Here is an 18,193-nt window from a genome sequence, read left to right as displayed (position 1 = left end):
GTAGCAAAAAATACTACTTGCCACTGGTAAAATTGAGTTACGACGTTCAATTTTTTTCATGATTAATAATAGTATTTCAATTTAAAATAGAACTAGAAATTTTGCTAACAGAGTAATTAACGCTTACACAGAGTTAAATAAAAAACATTACAATGACGCAAGTAAAATATTATTAAAACAGTTTTTACGCTTTGGTACTTCAATAGGTGCAAATTGTTCCGAGGCAGAATTCGCACAGTCAAACAAAGACTTTTTATCAAAATATATAATAGCTTTAAAAGAGGCAAATGAAACAATCGGCATAGCGCGTTCATTGGATTGAATTAATTGTTGAAAATAATTTAGCTTCTGGAGCTAAATTTACCGAGATGTTTTCTGAGATAGAAGTAATAATAAAAATATTAGTTTCAATAACAAAAAAACTAAAAGAAAAATAATTTACCCACTACTCACTACCTAGTTATGAGTGATCGTTTTGGAGTTGGTATTTATAAAAATATCAACTCCAATTACGATACTAACTTTACCGCCGAGCGCGCGGAAGCTAAATGGCGATCGCAATATGCAGTCGATGGTACTCCTGATGTTGTAGCCGAGTCTGGAGATTTTTATTTACTACCTACGCAAAAGAATTATCTGGGTTAATAAAGGGGCGAAGCCCCAGCTATAAGCTTTAAGCCTTAAGCTATAAGCACGGGGCTTACGCCCCAAGAGCGAAGCGCGCTTCGCTCTTGGGGCTGTATCAGACAAGGTATTAAACCCCGCCTGATTGAAGACCACCAAGCGGTTGCTTGAAGGGGGTCTTAAACCCACGAAGCGCAGGGCTTGGTACAGCCGCCTTGCGTCGCTAGGCGCGACTCAAAGCTTTGCTTTGTGCAGTTTAAAGCTACTACGCAGGTAGTCAACTAAAAGGCTTAGAGCCTAGAGCTTAAAGCTTTTTGATAAACAAGACCTAGATAAACTCGAACACATTGTTAAGCAGGGACTAGAAATTTTTTACCGAGTGGGGGAAGCTTTGGCGAAGATACGCGATCGCCAACTTTATAAAGATGTGGGATACTCAAATTTCAATCAGTATTTAAAGGAGCGTTGGAATATGGGCAAGTCGCAAGCTTATCGATTAATTGATTCGGCAGAAGTAGTTAACAACATAATTGAAGCAAAAAAAAGCGGAACAGTTCGTTGCGGAGCACATGCGGCTCACGCCTTTGTCTCCGTTAAAGAAACTGTTCCAAGAAGTGTCCCCCATAGGGGACACTTTTTGCCAATCGCCTATCAATCAACTGACTATACATCAGTTTTGCCTATACCTTAATCAGGAAGAGTTACCAGAGAATTAGCTAAAGTATCTTCAGAAAAACAACCTGAAGCATGGAAAAAGGCTGTGGAATTAGCCAAGGGCAATAATCCTTCTGCAGCATTAGTTAAAGAAGCTGTGCATCAAGTTACTACGTCTAATAAGAAATTGATCGAGCAATTCAAGGTAGGGCAGCTAATTAAATTGCAGCTATCTAACTTTGATGGCGTATCAGAAAAATTGAAGTTAGCCAATCATAGTTTTGGAACTATTACCGCGCTAACTGAAACTGGATGCAACTTCAATGTTTCAATTCTGGGGTATGGCTCTTATGTAGTCTCCCCTCAAGATATTAAGCCAGTTGAATCTGTCAGTTTTTGCGTTGAATTTACCCCAGACCAATTTATCGCTCTGATGTATAAACATCAGTCTAGAAGTGGAATTGAATCTGCAATTGTAGAAGGAGTATTAAGAAAGTAATGACTCCAGAGCAAACTGAAGCACTTCGGAATATCAAAGAAAGACAGGCGATCTCCATCGAAAGAATCGCTCAAATTATCGAGCTATTTTAGAAAACTTTAAATCGGAAAGCGGTGAGAAAGGACGCTTCGTCCGCATCTGAGTCCGTTGCGCGGGTTCGGTTCGGGGCTTATAAAGGCTTAAGCCGCATGTACTGTCGAGGGCGAGCAACTTTCGTAAGAACTGTCGAGGTTGGGTGGGAAGCTACCTGCGGACAAGTCCTTGGTCACAGAAAAGCCGCCTTAAAAAAGCCGCCGATAAGGATGTAGGGCTTAGGTGTAGGGGAATCGCGAACGATCGACTCTTTGAGTAGGGGAATCTTGTTGTTGGATATACTTTTTTACTGTCTCTAGATTAGCACCGCCAATAGAGGAAACAAAGTAGCCTATCTTCCAAAATACAGGCTGGTGATAGAACTGACCGCATCTAGTGGAAAATTCTTTCCTGATACGCCGAGATGAGACTGTTTTGAGATTATTAGCAAAAGCACTTATCTGAGCTTTGGGATTGATTGCTATCAATAGATGACAATGATTATTTTCCCCGTTAAATTCTTTTAATTCACAGCCCCACTTCTTGCAGGTATCAGCAAATATTTCTTCTAATCGCTTCAACATAACTGCATCGATCACCTTCTTTCTGTATAAAGAAGATAACCCCAGTAAAAGGCGAGGCAAAAAAAACAAACCTTTTAACCCTCGTCGTTCAGCAGTTGAAATACATTCTTCTTTGGCAACGTCTTGGCGACAAACTAAAGCTTGGTATGCTGATGTAAGCTCAGATGTTTTACAGCAATCAATTAGACATCAAGATAATGCTTTTCGTCGTTTCTTTTCAGGGCAATCTAAGTTTTCCAAATTCAAAAGAAGTTACGATATTGGTATCGAATTCAAGCCCCGTACAGTCAAAATAAAGGATAATAAATAAGTAATTAGTCTGGTGCGCTGGGTACCACGCTTGCTAGTACCAATTAAATAGAGTCTTGAACTCTACTTAATACCTGAAGCGAAGCTTCACAAGTCTGCTTCGCAGACGATGGGGCGATCGCCCCGTGACGACTGTCGAGGTCGGAGTCTTAAACTCGCCCTCGACAGTCGACGGCACTTACTACTCGGAGCTTGCATCCGAGTCCGTGTCTCCTCTTTGTACGGCGCGTTTGGCGAGACCAAACCGTTGCGGTGAAGCAGTTGCGTTGGTGAGACACTTGCGTTGCAAACGGCAGTTTTTGAGGCGAGGAAACGCCCCCTAAACGGGGGCTGTCTTGGTCAGCGTTCCCTTGCTAAGTCAGCATTCCCTTGCGTCTTACGCCGAGGCGGGGTCTGACTACATGCGGCTAAAGCCTTTGTGACGGCGACGCGGTGAAGCATTGCGGTCTTGGGGGTTTCCCCCATGAGCAAATGCTGAAAGGGTTCCCCGACTTGAGCAAAGGCACGAACCCGAAGGGGGTCTGACCGCTTGTTCCACTCGCCTGTTGGGACAGAATACTCTGAGCCGCCCTCGACAGTACGTGCGTACAAGTACGTGCGTACAAGTCCTTCGTTCGTCTGCGGAGGGAAAGCCAAGGCGCGTTTTGAGGCGAGGAAATGCTTGGGAAACCCAAGCTGTCTTTGTTCAGTTCTTCAACGCGGGGAAGCCGCGCAACAGACCCAAGCGCTATTCCACTCGCCTGTTGAGTATGAAGTTTCATAAGCCGCCGTTCCTGCAAGGCTGTCTCGCCAAACGCGCCGTGTGTGAATATTCACCCCAAAACGCGCCTTGGCTTTCACCGACTTGAAGGAAGTGTCGAGGGTGCTTACTTTTGCGCCGACCATTTTTGACTGTTTTCTTTGATTCGCATTTAGGACACTGCATAGTTAATAGCATTTATCATATTTTAACTGTGCAACGCCAAGAAAAGATATTATGTAACAATGCCATATTTCTTAATCGTTACATATGTCTCCTGAACCCTCCAGTCATTATTTTGAGGATGAGAATCCCAATCAGACTGATGCAGACTTGTTTTTGCGGCTGCAAAATGGAGAAACCGATGCTCTAGCTACTTTGTACGATCGCCATGCCACCTTGGTTTATGGGATAGCGTTGCATTTACTAGCTAATACAGCCGAAGCAGAAGACTTGACTCAAGATGTTTTTCTAAGTCTGACTAAGAATTCTGCTTACGATCCTCAGCGAGGGAGTTTACGCACATACTTAAGAATCTTAACGCGATCGCGTGCCTTAGATCGCCTCAGAACCCGCACTAGAAGACAACAAAAACTTCGCCATCAAGCAGCAAATCAAAATGAGCAATTGTTGTCTGGAAGTCCCATGGAAGAGGTTGCTCAACTAGAGCGATCGCAAGAAGTCTTAAAGGCTTTAGAACAGCTATCAACCGAAGAAAGAGAAGTATTAAGAATGGCGTACTATCAAGGATTAAGCCAGTCAGAAATTGCTACGAGACTAAGTACTGCATTAGGAACGGTGAAGTCGAGAACCCGTCGTGGCTTACTTAAATTACGTCTGGCTCTGACAAATCCTAGGAGGCAGTCATAACATCATGTCAACACTACCTCCAGAATGCGAACAATTATTAGTTTCGGGCTATGTATTAGGCAACTTAAGTCCTGCCGAAGCTTTACTATTTAAAGAAATGCTAACCGAAAATCCTGATTTAATAGAGCAGGTTACAGCTATGCAAGAAGCTTTAGATTTGGCTTACGCTCCTCCAGAAGTAACGCCGACGGCGACCCTTCGCGATCGTATTTTAATAGCAGCTAGTTCTCAGACAGCAAATACACAAGCAGCACTTTCGACCGCTAGCAACTCAGAAAGTACTGTAACTTCAAAGTCTAAATTACCCTGGAACAAAATTTTAGGTGTGATCGCCATAGCTGCAATTACGACATTAGGTATTGCTAACTATCGTTTATGGGAATCTATTCAAACCGCACAAACAACAGATACGCAGACAGATACACAGAGCGATCAACTTACCTATTTATTAAAGAGCGAAGATGCAGCTAAAAAATCAACAGCTAAGTTAGTTGTCTCCCCAGATCGGCTAAATGCTACCCTCAACGTTAATAATTTACCGCCTTTACCTCCAGAAAAAGCTTATGCTCTATGGACAGTGGTAGGTAAAGATGTTCCCTATACCACAGATGAGAAAGGAGCTATTTTAACTGCGGTATTTCAAGTCAACGATTCAGGCTATTTTGCTCAGGAAATTGCTGTTCCACAACCCTATCTTGAACCCAAAACAATTAAGATAGTTGCTATAACTGTTGAAGATGTATCTGCTCCTCAAGCCCATCAGGGTTCAATCTTGATGTCTACACAAAATAATTAGGGAGATAGAAAGTAGGGAGTAGTAAACACAGTTACTGATAATTATGGAAGATCGACATTCTACTAGCTAGATTGATGATAAATTAATTATTCTGGATAATAACGGCTCATCTACTTTAAGTATTTTTTCTGTTAGTTGATTTAATAATTTACAAAAGAAAGCTTAGAGCCAGGAGCTTAAGGCTTAGAGCTACATACAGACATTTATACACATCAAATTTAAGGTTTCCAGCTATTATCATGACTTCTATACTAAAACAGCTTCAAGATTCTGTTAGCCAAGCTCTGGTTGCTGCCTTTGGTGCAGAATTGGCAGATACAGATCCTTTGATTGCGCCGACAAATAATCCTAAGTTTGGTGACTATCAGTCTAACGTTGCTCTATCCTTAGCTAAACCTCTCAAGCAAAATCCTAGAGCGATCGCCCAATCGCTCATCGATCGGCTTCAGCTAGCAGATATGTGCGAAACTCCCATAATCGCAGGATCAGGTTTTATCAACTTTACGCTAAAATCTAATTACATTGGGGAATTGCTACGTAAAATCCAGGCCGACAAAAGATTAGGTATTGAACCGACTCAAAATCCTCAACGAGTCATAGTTGATTACCCCAGTCCTAATGTTGCCAAAGAAATGCACGTGGGACATTTGCGATCGGCGATTATTGGTGAATGTCTGAGTAGGATTTTAGAATTTATTGGTCATGATGTTCTACGTATAAGTCATATAGGCGATTGGGGTACACCTTTTGGAATGTTGATTGCTTATCTAAGAGAAGCTTATCCTGAAGCATTAGCATCTGAGCAAGAAATGAATTTGGGAGAGTTGTCTACTTTTTATCGTCAGGCAAAGAAAAGATTTGACGAAGACGAAACCTTTCGGGATGCTTCTCGCCAAGCAGTTGTGGAATTACAGGCAGGAGATGAAAAAACAATTAAAGCCTGGAAAATTGTTTGTGAATTGTCTAGTCGTTCTTATCGTCAGATCTACGATTTAATGGGACTGTCTTCTATTATCGAACGAGGAGAATCTTTCTATAATCCTTTTCTCTCCCAAACTTTGCAAGAACTAGATCGACTCGGTCTTTTAGAAGCAAGCGAAGGTGCGATGTGCGTTTTCTTAGAAGGTTTTACCAATCGCGAGGGGAATCCTTTGCCTTTGATTGTTAAAAAGTCAGATGGTGGCTACAATTATGCTACTACAGATTTAGCAGCTATTCGTCATCGAGTTAGAGAAGACAAGGCACAACGAGTCATTTATCCCGTTGGTTCAGAACAAAATAATCATTTCGCCCAAATTTTTCAGGTAGGCAAACGTGCAGGATGGATTACAGATGGGCATAACTTTGTTCATGCAGAATTTGGTCTGATTTTAGGCGAAGATGGTAAGAAGCTGAAAACTCGTTCAGGGGAAGCTATTAAGCTCAAAGATTTACTAAACGAAGCAATTGAAAGAGTGCGCGCTGATTTAAAAGCAAGGTTTATCGCCGAAAAACGAACCGAAACCCCAGAATTTATCAACGAGTCTGCTGAAGTCATCGGCATCAGTGCAGTTAAATATGCAGATTTGAGCCAAAATCGCACCTCTGACTATAGATTTAGCTACGATAAAATGCTAGATCTTAAGGGAAATACTGCACCATATTTACTTTACGCTTACGTAAGAGTACAGGGAATTAGTCGCAAAGGCAATGTTGATTTAAAAAAATTATCTGATGCCAAGATTACATTAGCAGAAGCCAGCGAATTAACTTTAGCCAAACATATTTTACAGTTTGAAGAAGTTCTTAAAGATGTAGAAAAAGATTTATTACCCAACCGTATTTGCTTGTATTTGTTTGAACTAAGTCAAAAGTTTAATCAATTTTACGATCAATGTCCTGTTCTTCAAGCAGATGAACCCCAGCGCACATCTCGCCTAATCTTGGCTAATTTAACAGCACGTACGATTAAATTAGGATTGTCATTGTTGGGTATCAATGTCTTGGAAAGAATGTAATTTTAATTGAGATTTATTATTTAAATTCTGCGAATTATTAATAAAGCGATGCCTACGGCTAGCTCCGCGATCGCAATTTTTGGTAAAGAAATTATTTTATTGAAGATATTGTCGAATTACACTGAGTAACTGAAGGCGTACCTTGGCTATGAACATTAGTATCAAACCCACTATTGTTATTATCATCTGACCAACTAGGATTTAATGATGCTTTGATGCTTTGTCGCTTTCTTGCTGAGGCAGTCTAGGTAATTTGTCAAATGGAGGATTGGGATCTCGGACAATAATATCCCGATCTAGGATCGAGGGAGATAATAAGGCGATCGCCTTATTATCTAAATTTAGCACTGCACTGGTTTGGCGAAAATTTAATCCTGTTAATAACTTGTAGATAGCTTGATTTTGTTGGGTTGTTAGGTCGCCAATAGCTACGGCACAATCTTAAAATATCCATTTTATATCTGGAGATTAACACCTCAAATAGATAAAAACTGCTTGGGTTTTTTTATACATACCCGTTTTAGCTCAGTTTGAGGGTAATACACACGGCAATTTGAATCTAAAGTTTAATTCTTAATTTTAAATGTATTCCTATCTGTTCTACCGCCAATCACGTCTAAACCGTCTTGCCAAAAGGTATTATTCATGCTCCAATGAGGCAAACGCATCACGATTAGCTAAAATAGTCTTTAGATACCTATAGAATATTTTAGTCTAGTGACTTTTGTGACGTTATCTTAAAATAAATACTTACACTGTCTCGATTTAAAAAAATTACTATATAGATAGCAAGTGCAAGCAATAGCTTACATTAACCAAACAATAAAATGACAACCGAAAACATACATCTGCGCTCTGAATTTATCAACACTCAGGTTATCGCCCGTAATAGCGGTAAACGATTAGGAGTGGTAAAAGAGGTTTTGGTCGATATAGATCGCAGAGAAATAGTGGCTTTAGGACTGCGAGATAATTTACTTTCGGTTTCTGGAATACCAAAGTATATGTACCTTGACAGTATTCGTCAGACTGGAGACGTGATTTTGGTCGACGATGAAAGTGCAATAGAAGATATAGATATTGAGGCTTACAGTAAGCTAATTAGTTGCGAAGTGATTACTGAAGCTGGCGAACCTCTAGGTAAGGTTAGAGATTTTCAGTTTGATGCAGAAAATGGAGCAGTAAACTCGATTGTGATTGCTTCACTGGGACTACCGCAGATCCCCGAACAGTTTATTAGTACCTACGAACTATCTATCGAAGAGGTGGTTAGCAGTGGTCCTAATCGCTTAATTGTTTTTGAAGGCTCAGAAGAACGGATTGAACAAATTTCAGTCGGTCTTTTGGAGCGTTTGGGTATTGGTCGTCCTCCTTGGGAAAAAGATCGCGAAGACTATTATCCTCAAACTATCAATGCGGAAAACCAGCTAGGTACAGGAACTCCAATTCGTACACCGATTTCTACACCTGTAGATTCTAGAGAACCCGTAATGGAAGAAAGATGGGATGAAGACGAATGGCAAGAAAATCGTGTTGCTCAACAGCCAATTAGACAGCAGGCACAAGCAATTCCCTATGAAGAAGAATATGAAGAAAATAATTGGGAAGATGCAGAACCTGAAATTTATGATGCACCAGTGTATGATGCGCCACCAGTTAAGGAATACGAATATGAAGAAGTAACAAATGAAGATGTTTGGGATGATGATATCAAACCTGAACCCTATAATCCTCCAGCAATAAATATTCCCAAAAAAGAAAAAGCTCCTGAATATGAGGAAGAACCAGGCTAAATAAAATTACATCAGGTTATTTACAAGGCGAGCTTTTTAATGCTCGTCTTTTTTTATCAAAAAGTTTTTAGTTTTTAGTAGTCTCAATCAGGTAGAATTCAAGACTATATTTGATGCACGCTGCAAGGCAGCGAAGTTTCCCCTTGGGGGACGATCTGGTTGGCGGCTTTTGGGTAGGAATCTTCCCACCCAAAACGCGCCAAGCGAATGCCCTGCACCAATAAATAGCCAAGGGGGATAATCCCCACAGGAACTAATAACTAGCCAAGGGGTACCCCCCGCAGGGACTACGGCGCAGCAGTTTATTTTGCGTAACGTTAACGATGTTGGTAATGTTTAGATATTAGCTGAGAGTAAAGGTAATAATAAAGTAAAAAAATAATATACCAAAGGAGCAGTAAAAACGTAACTGTCGGTTCTATCTAAAATACCTCCATGCCCAGGAATTAACTGTCCTGAATCTTTTACCCCAGCATCTCGCTTCATCATTGACTCGGTTAAATCTCCCAATAAGCTAGTAATACCAATCAGCGTGCCTAGCATAACTCCACTAAGTTGCCATGCAGGAAAATCAAAATACCAAGCTCCCAATTCTGCCACTATTAAGCTACCAATTACCCCGAATACAGCACCTTCGACGGTTTTTTTCGGGCTAATATCTGAAAGTCTGGTACGACCAAAACTTTTACCCATAGTATATGCGCCAATGTCTGCTGCCCAAATACAAGCCATCACTAAAAACGTCAGGGTTAAAGCGGTAGGAAACTGGCTAGGATTGAGCCAAGAGTCGGGCCAATAGCCGTCTAAAGGTAGGTTGCTGCCGTTGTTTGTATTAGGTAAGCTAACTCGCAACCGTACCCAGAAAGTAGGCAGATAACCTGTGTAAAATAAGCCTAAAATAGAGCTTGAAATATCGGCAATAGTTGCCATTTTAGGTTGAAACAGCAGATAGAAACAAATAATTGTTCCTCCCAAGCAAAACATCGCGTCAGTTACGCTCGGCGCAATGGTAGAGCTGATCAGCAGAAGTTGAGACACAATTAAAGTGGTTTTTGCAGCAGGTTCTACTCCTTTGGCACGAACTAATCGAAAGTATTCTAATTGTGCCAAGACAATTAAAATACCTATACCAAGGGTAAAATACCATCCTCCGAGAATAATCATTCCCAAAGCCAGGGCGATCGCTACTACTGAGCTTATTATACGAGACAAGGGCATAAGGCGTTGCTGCTATAAACGCTGAGTTAAGGTGAAAAATTAAGTTTAAGACGACTTTATGAAAGATTAACAAATTACTGGATTAAGTTCTAATATTTGTTGAGTTATAAATGATTAAAAATCAAACGTAAGTCAAATCACAAGTAGATAAGACAAGTTATTTATATTATTGACGGCGATCGCCAGTTGCTGGCAGATTAGTTTATGGGTAGCATGACTAAAAAGAATTTTCTCTTATGGGTATTAATCAGCACGGTTATTTTTATTAATCTTTTTGCTAGTCCAGTTTGGGCGCAGTTGCCACTGTTGCCCAAACTGAATTTAGAAACCCTCAAGCTAGATAGTGATTCAACTGATACTGCTATTTCAGCTTGCGTATATTTGGATGGTCGTTGTGTATTTAAATTATCAGACCAAAAAGCAGATTTAGGTCAACGAATTAAATATACAGAAGAAAAGTTAGCCGATATCAAAAGTGTATATCTCAAGTCTAATCATGCCCGATTAAACGTTTCTGCTCAAGGAGATCAAAATAAGCAAAGTCTTGATGTGGCAGTAGGCGACAAAAAGATCCCTGTTTTGACACTTGATAGTAGTGATGTAGCTGTTGGCGATGTCAATCTAGAATCTCAGGCACAGCAAATAGCCGATCGCATCGAAACAGGATTGGAAAAAGCCAAGTTAGAAAGACAGCCTATATTTTTACTCAAGCAAGCCAAATTATCAGCAGTTGTCTTGCTGCTGATGGTGCTGATCAACTTTGTTCTATTGCGCTGGAGCAAACGCCTAACCAAAGACAAAGTTACCTTGAGCCTAGATGCCGAGTCTTTATCATCTCAATTAGAGCAAAGAAAAACATTTAACCTCAAAGAAGTACAGCACCGCCTATTACAACTGACTCAGATAACTATCTGGGTTGGCGGAATGTTGCTTATTTTGGGCTTATTTCCTGACACTCGCTTGACTCAACTGTGGATCGTTACCATTCTCAGGATTCCGCTGCGGTTGATAGTTGTTGTCTGGATTTGTTATGTTTTAATTCGTCTCAGCTTCGCTGCGATCGCTAGAATTAATACAGTTATCACGGGTAAAGCTTTTACTGATAACTATGTATTAAGCCCCGATACAAATCACCGACTCCAGGTTAGGGTTAATACTTTTTCTCGTCTGTTTAGAGGCATAGTCACTTGCTTTTGGGCGGGTATTGCTTTATTTATCTCCCTGACCATTATTGGTCTGAACATCGCTCCTTTGCTAGCTGGTGCGGGAGTTTTGGGTTTAGCTTTTTCTTTTGCTTCGCAAAACCTGATTAAAGATACTATCAATGGTTTGCTAATTATTTTGGAAGATCAATATGCCGTCGGTGATGTGGTAACTATTGGCGAAGTAGGAGGATTAGTTGAAAATTTGAATTTACGGATTACTCAGCTTCGGGATGGAGAAGGACGTTTGATTACTATTCCTAATAGTTCTGTTAACATTGTCGCCAATCATTCTAATGGCTGGTCGAGATCTGACTTAAAGATTCATGTGGCATATCAAGCCGATGTGGATCGAGCGATCGCCTTAATTGAACAGGTAGCAACGCAAATGTATCAAGACTGTGAATGTCGCGATAACATTCTCGAACCGCCAGAGGTATTAGGTGTAGAAGATTTCGCCGAGCGAGGCTTTGTTATTCGTATCTGGTTTAAAACCGAACCCCTCAAACAGTGGGATATCTCTCGCGAATTTCGCCGTCGGCTCAAAAATGCTTTTGAAGCAGCAGATATGCCCTTACCCATACCTCAACAACAGATTTGGCTAAGTCGTTTTAATTCACTTCAAGATGAAAAATAGGTAGGAGTCAGTTAGGGGCGAACGGTGAGGCAGCGCATTGGGCGGGTTTCCCGACTTGAAGCGACTGCCGAACCCGAAGGGCCGTTCGCCCGTACAGAGATGAGAAGGTTGAAACTACACCCAACCACTAACGTTAATTGCTAGTTTTTGTCCTAGTTTTAGCAAAGGCTTTAATTGTCCACTTTCCCAACGACAGCTATGGTTGTTAAGCAAACAGTCGGGTAATATACGTTGATGCAAACAGTTAAAGTAAACTTCTTGGGCGCGGTCTAAAACTAAACCAAGGTTCAATTGCTCACCTACGGCGATCGCTTTTTCTAATCTGCATATATCTGCTTCTAAGGTTGCGGGATCGCCATTGTAAAGTAGTTTCCATAGCAAGCGTAAGATCGTTTGTTCGAGAATTTTCTTAGCTTCGTCAATATTTAGCTGGCATTGAAGATAGTAAGCTTCCGTTGCTGTTGCCGTTAATTCTGCCAAACAACTATCTACGGCAAGAGGATCTTCAATCACTTTTTCTAAATTCTTAACTGTTTCTAGACAACGATAGGATAGGGCAACATCCGCAGCCACCTTTAATTCTTGGGGAACAGGTAATTCTTCCCTGTGGAAAGCTGCTAGCATACTATAGTTTTCACGGTATACCTGAGTGTATAGCTGATCTAAGTGCTTTTTAGTTTTAGTGGTCAGAAGTCTAATGATACGTTGTCTTTCTTCAGCAAATAAATGCTTGAGATTAAATGATTGATTCCCCATTAAACGATTCATGGTTAAAATCACTTGAGCAGCACTCGCCTGTTGAATATTAGTAAATAGCTGTTGTTTTAATTCTGCATAAGCCAAACGACCATCAAAACTATTAATGCAGCAATGAAAATCCCATCCTCCAAGATGCAGCACCGCAAAGACAAAATGCTGGCTTTCCCAGGTAATCTCGGAAGTTAAACGCACCTGTCCTACAGAAAGAGTCAGCGTCCCTAGCTCTTGCTTTTGATAATCTAATTGCTCTACTTCATAACAGTAAATGCGTTTTTGTTTTTGTTGCCGATAGTTAGTAAATAGAGAGCTAATAGCATAGTGAGCAGCTACCTGCTGCAAACTAACTTGAGAAGGGATAACTAGCTCCTGATATACTTTCTCGCCATTCCCAAAGGATATAACATTACTAGGAGCTTTAGCCAAATGACGCACAAATTCTTGCTTGAGATCGATCCCTGATACTTCTCCGGCCAACTCTAAAGCCCGTGCTGCATAGCGCAGAATTTGGGTACCTTCAGGACGAGAAATCTCTTCAAAAAACCAGCCACAGCTTGTATACATCAACAGTGTATGACGCTGCATTTCTAGTAGGCGCAGAGCGTCAATTTTCTCTGTGGGTGATAATTCTTTTTGCTGATGACCTTGTAAAAACTGCTCGATATTTGCCGAAGAGCGATCGCGCAATACTTCAATATATTCATTTCTAGCAAGCCAAGGATCGCGGAAAAACTTGCTTCCTGTCTCTTGATATATGGTTACTAATCGATCCCGTAGCCAGTCTAAAGAATCTCGCAGCGGTTTACGCCATTTTTGATGCCAACCGCCACCACTAGCACAGCCACAATCATCTTGCCAGCGATCGACTCCATGGGCGCAACTCCAGGCTGTTACAGGCTTGAGTACAACTTCCCAGGTAGGAGGACAGATACTAAGATAGTGAGCATAGTTAGTAACCGTCCAGCCATAGTTGGCAAATTTTTGTTTAAAGGCATAGGCAAGACATTTTTCTGTTCCACCTTTGTGATGTCCAAAGGTTTCACCATCGGTAGCAACGTTGATTAGTTGAGAAGGACGCTGATCCTCATCTGTTTTTATGGCTTGTCCTAGTCTAGTAATAAAATTATCTGTTGTTTCGAGAACATCGTTAAAGCCCATGTCGCGGGAAATTGGACCATCGTAAAAGAAAATATCAATATAGCGATTTTCATCTACAAAGCAACGATAGGGACAAGTAGGATCTATCTGCGAACTTCCTACTTCTTGCCATTTGGTTTCTTCTTTGGTAGACATCAAGCGACATCTTTGTGCTTGAGAAGGAGCAAGAATAATAAACTTGATTTCCTCTTGGATTAAGACTTCTAAAGTTTGGTAATCAACGGCAGTTTCCGCTAGCCACATCCCTTCGGGATCGCGCCCAAAGCGATCGCAAAAATCTTCTTTCCCCCAGCGAATTTGCGTAATTTTATCCCGCTGATTTGCCAAAGGAAGAATAATATGATTATAAACTTGGGCGATCGCATTACCGTGTCCGTTTAGTCTTTGGCAACTTTGGCGATCCGCCTCTAGTATGCGTTGATAGACTTCGGGATCGTATTTTTCTAACCACGACATCAAAGTCGCACCGATATTAAAGCTGAGATATTCAAAGTTGTTAACGATCCCCACTACTTCTCGTTGATGATTAAGGATGCGGGCAAAAGCATTAGGACGATAGCATTCATGATGGATGCGTTCATTCCAATCATGATATGGGTGCGCGCTAGGCTGCCTCTCAATTGTATTGAGGTAGGGGTTTTCCCTCGGTGGCTGATAAAAATGTCCGTGAACAGTAACGTATACTCCTTGAGCAGTTTTGAGGGGATCGTGCTTAGTTTTTGTTGTTGCCTGAACAGGGGCAATAGTTTTGCTGGGTAGACTGGATACCATAGTCGAATATTCTCTATAAATAAAAGATTAGCTAGATGTTGAAAAACTAAATAGACCCAGTTGAGGGTTTGAAGAGAGAGGGAAAACTCAGTAATTTGATAAATATTGTTTTAGCTTGAGTGCAGCGAACTTGCTTACCTTATATTAAAACTCAGTTTATTATTGATTGACTAGTTTGTCAGATAATTCAACAAACTTTTAACAAATATTGCTTAAAGCGTGAAACCATTGAATTATTTTAGCCTAGGGGGTAAGCGAAAACTATGAGAGAAAAAAGTTACAATTGTTTAAGTACTCAGAATTTATTTTCAGGTACTTTAATTTAATTTGAGTTTTTGTAGTGCAAACGCCTCAAACTAGTTCCGTCAATTTTGATTCTATCGATTCAGCTTTAGCTGAAATTAAAGCAGGTCGCTCAGTAGTTGTAGTCGACGATGAAAACCGCGAAAATGAGGGGGATCTCATTTGTGCTGCCCAGTTTGCTACTCCTAGCATGATTAACTTCATGGCAGTAGAAGCCAGGGGGTTAATTTGCGTGGCAATGACGGGCGATCGCTTGGATACCTTAGATTTACCTCTAATGGTTAGCAAAAACACCGATCGCAATCAAACTGCCTTTACGGTTAGTATTGACGCTTCTCCCAAATTGGGAGTAACCACAGGTATTTCTGCCGACGATCGCGCCCGTACTATTCAAGTGGCAATCAATCCCGCCAGTATTCCCGATGACTTGGTTCGTCCTGGGCATATTTTCCCTTTACGAGCTAGAAATGGGGGAGTTTTAAAAAGGGCAGGGCATACAGAGGCAGCAGTAGACTTGGCAAGATTAGCAGGTTTATATCCAGCAGGAGTTATCTGTGAAATTCAAAATCGAAATGGTTCGATGGCAAGGTTACCAGAATTGGTCGAATATGCCCGTGAACATAAGCTAAAACTGATTAGCATTGCCGACTTGATTAGCTATCGTCTGAAGCACGATCGCTTTGTTTATCGAGAGACAGTCTGCAAGTTTCCCAGTCAGTTTGGCGACTTTCAAATTTATGCTTACCGTAACACTTTAGACAATACAGAACATTTGGCAATTGTCAAAGGAGATTTAGCTGAACTAGGAACTAAACCTGCCGTAGTGCGGATGCACTCTGAATGCTTAACGGGAGATTCTCTGGGATCGATGCGTTGTGACTGTCGGATGCAGCTACAGGCTGCTTTAAAGATGATCGAGGCACACGGATTAGGAGTTGTGGTTTATTTACGCCAGGAAGGTAGAGGCATTGGACTGGTAAATAAGCTCAAAGCTTATACTTTACAAGATATGGGTCTAGACACGGTAGAAGCTAACGAGAGGCTAGGTTTTCCTGCTGACTTAAGAGACTATGGTATGGGAGCGCAAATTCTTAATGATTTGGGTATTAAACAGATTCGCCTGATCACTAATAATCCTAGGAAAATAGCTGGTTTAAAAGGTTATGGTTTAGAGATGGTCGATCGTCTGCCTTTACTGATTGAAGCCACTGACTACAACTCTGGATACTTGGCTACTAAAGCTAAAAAACTGGGTCACCTGCTCTTGCAGACTTATTTAATTACCGTGGGAATTACCTGGAAAGAGGATATTACCCCTGAAGTTCAATATGAAAAGCTTGATAAAATTCGCTATCTTGCTCAAGAAGATAACTTTTTAGTCCAGCAAGAGGCTCGACCGATTGCGATCGCTTTGTTTAGCAGATCTTCTCTAATTTTTCATCTTGGTTTAGACCAACCTAATTTAGCTAGTTCAGATTGGTATCAAGATAACCATCCCTATCTATGGGGGGTAATCAAAATTTTAGATACTTTAGCGCAATGGCAAAATGTTAGTCGTTTAGAATTTTTGATTGCTTCTGGAGATGACCCGATGACTGGTTTACAGGTCAAATTAGATCGTCAAAATTACAGTCTGGAGCAAAAACCTTCAAGCCTTGATAAAATCGAAAGCCAAACTATTTATAGCTTTGAATGAAAATGCTCACTTCTTAATTGACCGTTGGTCAGAAGAGAAAATAGCTCGATACCCGATGCGCGTACATGAGGCACTTCGGCGCCTTTGTCTTGATAGGTCAGTATTCCCTAATCTCTAAAGTATTTAACTATTCAACCAAGCCTGATATTATTACTTTATGTCTTCTCCTCTTGTAAGCATTCAAAACAGCGCGCCAAATTCGCAAACGTTATCGATCGATCCTCACAGTATAAGGATTACAGTCAAAGGTAGTATTACCATTCCTGGGGATAAGTCTATTTCGCATCGTGCCTTGATGCTAGGAGCGATCGCCCAAGGGGAAACAGTAATTGAAGGTTTACTCTTAGGAGAAGATCCCCGCAGCACAGCAGCCTGTTTTCGGGCAATGGGGGCAGAGATATCAGAATTGAATTCTCAACGAGTAGTAGTGAGAGGAGTAGGTTTAGGCAATCTTCAAGAGCCTTCAGATATCTTAGATGCTGGCAACTCAGGGACTACTATGCGCTTGATGTTAGGGCTACTAGCTTCTCACCCCGATCGCTTGTTTACTGTGACAGGGGATAACTCATTGCGATCGCGTCCCATGTCGCGGGTGATTAAACCTTTAGAGCAGATGGGAGCAAGTATTTGGGGCAGAAAAAGCAATTCTCTTGCGCCCTTAGCGGTAAAAGGACAACAGCTAAAACCAACTCACTATCATTCTCCCATTGCCTCAGCACAGGTTAAGTCTTGTGTGTTATTAGCAGGATTAATGGTAGAGGGCAAAACTACCGTAACCGAACCTGCTTTATCCCGCGATCATAGTGAAAGAATGCTGCAAGCTTTTGGCGCAACCCTAAATATTGATACAGATACCCATAGCGTCACCCTGACAGGACAACCAGAACTAAAAGGACAACAGGTTATTGTACCTGGAGATATAAGTTCGGCTGCTTTTTGGTTAGTAGCTGGGGCAATTGTTCCTGGTTCAGATTTGCTGATTACCAATGTAGGAGTAAATCCTACCCGCACGGGAGTATTAGAAGCCTTGGCAATGATGGAAGCAGATATCGGGCGTGAGAATGAGCGAACTGTGGCAGGTGAACCCGTGGCAGACTTGCGAGTTAAATACAGTCAGCTAAAAGCCTGTGAAATATCGGGAGATATCATTCCCCGTCTGATTGATGAAATACCAGTTTTAGCCGTGGCTGCTGCCTTTGCCGAAGGAACAACGGTGATTAAAGATGCAGCAGAATTGAGAGTTAAAGAAAGCGATCGCCTAGCGGTAATGGCAACAGAATTAGGCAAAATGGGGGCAAATATCAGTGAATTAAGTGATGGTTTAGAAATTACTGGCGGGAGGCAACTTAAAGGAACAGAAGTTGATAGCTTTACGGATCATCGTATTGCCATGAGTTTAGCGATCGCAGCTTTAAATGCTACAGGCAAAACCACCATTCACCGTGCCGAAGCAGCTTCAATTTCTTATCCTAACTTTGTCGAGACATTGACCCAAGTTTTGCAATAAACGTTAAG

At 41.3% G+C, this 18,193-nt stretch carries 16 protein-coding genes; 12 read left to right on the top strand and 4 right to left on the bottom strand.

Annotation, left to right across the window (positions count from 1 at the left end; genetic code table 11):
• Positions 1–115: 115 nt before the first annotated feature.
• The 4 genes from SLP02_RS04560 (at position 116) to SLP02_RS04545 (ending at position 1,777) form a co-directional block, all read left to right on the top strand.
• The gene (locus SLP02_RS04560) at positions 116–322 is read left to right on the top strand and encodes a four helix bundle protein (protein ID WP_319423653.1); all 207 of its coding nucleotides are present in this window, start codon (positions 116–118) and stop codon (positions 320–322) included.
• A 140-nt stretch (positions 323–462) separates the two neighbouring features.
• Positions 463–645, top strand: coding sequence for a hypothetical protein (locus SLP02_RS04555; RefSeq protein WP_319419466.1), 183 nt, complete (start codon positions 463–465; stop codon positions 643–645).
• 358 nt (positions 646–1,003) lie between these two features.
• Entirely contained in the window at positions 1,004–1,315 is a 312-nt protein-coding gene (locus SLP02_RS04550) for a hypothetical protein (protein ID WP_319419465.1), read from the top strand.
• 69 nt (positions 1,316–1,384) lie between these two features.
• A complete protein-coding gene (locus SLP02_RS04545) occupies positions 1,385–1,777 on the top strand; it encodes a hypothetical protein (RefSeq protein ID WP_319419464.1) in 393 nt (130 codons plus the stop codon).
• Positions 1,778–2,088: 311 nt separating this feature from the next.
• Here the strand turns inward: SLP02_RS04545 and tnpA are convergent, their stop codons facing one another.
• Entirely contained in the window at positions 2,089–2,433 is a 345-nt protein-coding gene (gene tnpA / locus SLP02_RS04540; protein ID WP_319419463.1) for an IS200/IS605 family transposase, read from the bottom strand.
• On the opposite strand from tnpA, the gene SLP02_RS04535 reads away from it, so the two are divergent.
• From SLP02_RS04535 to argS, 4 genes are all read left to right on the top strand, one after another.
• A complete protein-coding gene (locus SLP02_RS04535; RefSeq protein WP_319423739.1) occupies positions 2,393–2,743 on the top strand; it encodes a hypothetical protein in 351 nt (116 codons plus the stop codon). The genes tnpA and SLP02_RS04535 overlap by 41 nt on opposite strands.
• A 1,008-nt stretch (positions 2,744–3,751) precedes the next feature.
• Positions 3,752–4,351 carry a sigma-70 family RNA polymerase sigma factor gene (locus SLP02_RS04530; RefSeq protein WP_319419462.1) on the top strand — a complete coding sequence of 200 codons (600 nt, stop codon included), beginning with the start codon at positions 3,752–3,754 and terminating at the stop codon, positions 4,349–4,351.
• Between the two features lie 4 nt (positions 4,352–4,355).
• The gene (locus SLP02_RS04525) at positions 4,356–5,147 is read left to right on the top strand and encodes an anti-sigma factor (protein WP_319419461.1); all 792 of its coding nucleotides are present in this window, start codon (positions 4,356–4,358) and stop codon (positions 5,145–5,147) included.
• A 239-nt stretch (positions 5,148–5,386) separates the two neighbouring features.
• Positions 5,387–7,144, top strand: a complete 1,758-nt coding sequence (argS, locus tag SLP02_RS04520) for an arginine--tRNA ligase (protein WP_319419460.1) — start codon at positions 5,387–5,389, stop codon at positions 7,142–7,144.
• A 201-nt stretch (positions 7,145–7,345) separates the two neighbouring features.
• Here argS and SLP02_RS04515 read toward each other — a convergent pair whose 3' ends face one another.
• Positions 7,346–7,492, bottom strand: a complete 147-nt coding sequence (locus tag SLP02_RS04515; protein WP_319419459.1) for a hypothetical protein — start codon at positions 7,490–7,492, stop codon at positions 7,346–7,348.
• A 479-nt stretch (positions 7,493–7,971) separates the two neighbouring features.
• On the opposite strand from SLP02_RS04515, the gene SLP02_RS04510 reads away from it, so the two are divergent.
• On the top strand, positions 7,972–8,937 hold the full coding sequence (locus SLP02_RS04510) for a PRC-barrel domain-containing protein (protein WP_319419458.1): 966 nt from the start codon (positions 7,972–7,974) through the stop codon (positions 8,935–8,937).
• 336 nt (positions 8,938–9,273) lie between these two features.
• Here SLP02_RS04510 and SLP02_RS04505 read toward each other — a convergent pair whose 3' ends face one another.
• The gene (locus SLP02_RS04505; RefSeq protein WP_319419457.1) at positions 9,274–10,155 is read right to left on the bottom strand and encodes a phosphatidate cytidylyltransferase; all 882 of its coding nucleotides are present in this window, start codon (positions 10,153–10,155) and stop codon (positions 9,274–9,276) included.
• Positions 10,156–10,368: 213 nt separating this feature from the next.
• Between SLP02_RS04505 and SLP02_RS04500 the strand changes: the two genes are divergently transcribed.
• Positions 10,369–11,994, top strand: a complete 1,626-nt coding sequence (locus tag SLP02_RS04500; RefSeq protein WP_319419456.1) for a mechanosensitive ion channel family protein — start codon at positions 10,369–10,371, stop codon at positions 11,992–11,994.
• A gap of 114 nt (positions 11,995–12,108) precedes the next feature.
• Here SLP02_RS04500 and SLP02_RS04495 read toward each other — a convergent pair whose 3' ends face one another.
• Positions 12,109–14,679, bottom strand: coding sequence for a DUF3536 domain-containing protein (locus tag SLP02_RS04495; protein ID WP_319419455.1), 2,571 nt, complete (start codon positions 14,677–14,679; stop codon positions 12,109–12,111).
• 340 nt (positions 14,680–15,019) lie between these two features.
• Here SLP02_RS04495 and ribBA point away from each other — a divergent pair, with 340 nt between their 5' ends.
• Together ribBA and aroA are read left to right on the top strand one after the other, a co-directional pair.
• Complete coding sequence (gene ribBA / locus SLP02_RS04490; RefSeq protein ID WP_319419454.1) at positions 15,020–16,678, top strand: bifunctional 3,4-dihydroxy-2-butanone-4-phosphate synthase/GTP cyclohydrolase II; 1,659 nt, start codon at positions 15,020–15,022, stop codon at positions 16,676–16,678.
• 157 nt (positions 16,679–16,835) lie between these two features.
• A complete protein-coding gene (aroA, locus tag SLP02_RS04485; protein ID WP_319419453.1) occupies positions 16,836–18,185 on the top strand; it encodes a 3-phosphoshikimate 1-carboxyvinyltransferase in 1,350 nt (449 codons plus the stop codon).
• The last annotated feature ends 8 nt before the right edge of the window (positions 18,186–18,193 follow it).

Source organism: Pleurocapsa sp. FMAR1 (genome assembly GCF_963665995.1).
Classification (GTDB): Bacteria; Cyanobacteriota; Cyanobacteriia; order Cyanobacteriales; family Xenococcaceae; genus Waterburya.
Note: the sequence above shows the minus strand (reverse complement) of the source record. Positions and strands in the feature narration are given on the sequence as shown.

Bases quoted from the DNA above. Each gene is read 5' to 3' on its own strand.
- SLP02_RS04555 (WP_319419466.1), top strand. From the start codon at position 463: ATGAGTGATCGTTTTGGAGTTGGTATTTATAAAAATATCAACTCCAAT.
- tnpA (WP_319419463.1), bottom strand. From the start codon at position 2,433: ATGTTGAAGCGATTAGAAGAAATATTTGCTGATACCTGCAAGAAGTGG.
- SLP02_RS04530 (WP_319419462.1), top strand. From the start codon at position 3,752: ATGTCTCCTGAACCCTCCAGTCATTATTTTGAGGATGAGAATCCCAAT.
- SLP02_RS04525 (WP_319419461.1), top strand. From the start codon at position 4,356: ATGTCAACACTACCTCCAGAATGCGAACAATTATTAGTTTCGGGCTAT.
- argS (WP_319419460.1), top strand. From the start codon at position 5,387: ATGACTTCTATACTAAAACAGCTTCAAGATTCTGTTAGCCAAGCTCTG.
- SLP02_RS04510 (WP_319419458.1), top strand. From the start codon at position 7,972: ATGACAACCGAAAACATACATCTGCGCTCTGAATTTATCAACACTCAG.
- SLP02_RS04505 (WP_319419457.1), bottom strand. From the start codon at position 10,155: ATGCCCTTGTCTCGTATAATAAGCTCAGTAGTAGCGATCGCCCTGGCT.
- SLP02_RS04500 (WP_319419456.1), top strand. From the start codon at position 10,369: ATGACTAAAAAGAATTTTCTCTTATGGGTATTAATCAGCACGGTTATT.
- SLP02_RS04495 (WP_319419455.1), bottom strand. From the start codon at position 14,679: ATGGTATCCAGTCTACCCAGCAAAACTATTGCCCCTGTTCAGGCAACA.
- aroA (WP_319419453.1), top strand. From the start codon at position 16,836: ATGTCTTCTCCTCTTGTAAGCATTCAAAACAGCGCGCCAAATTCGCAA.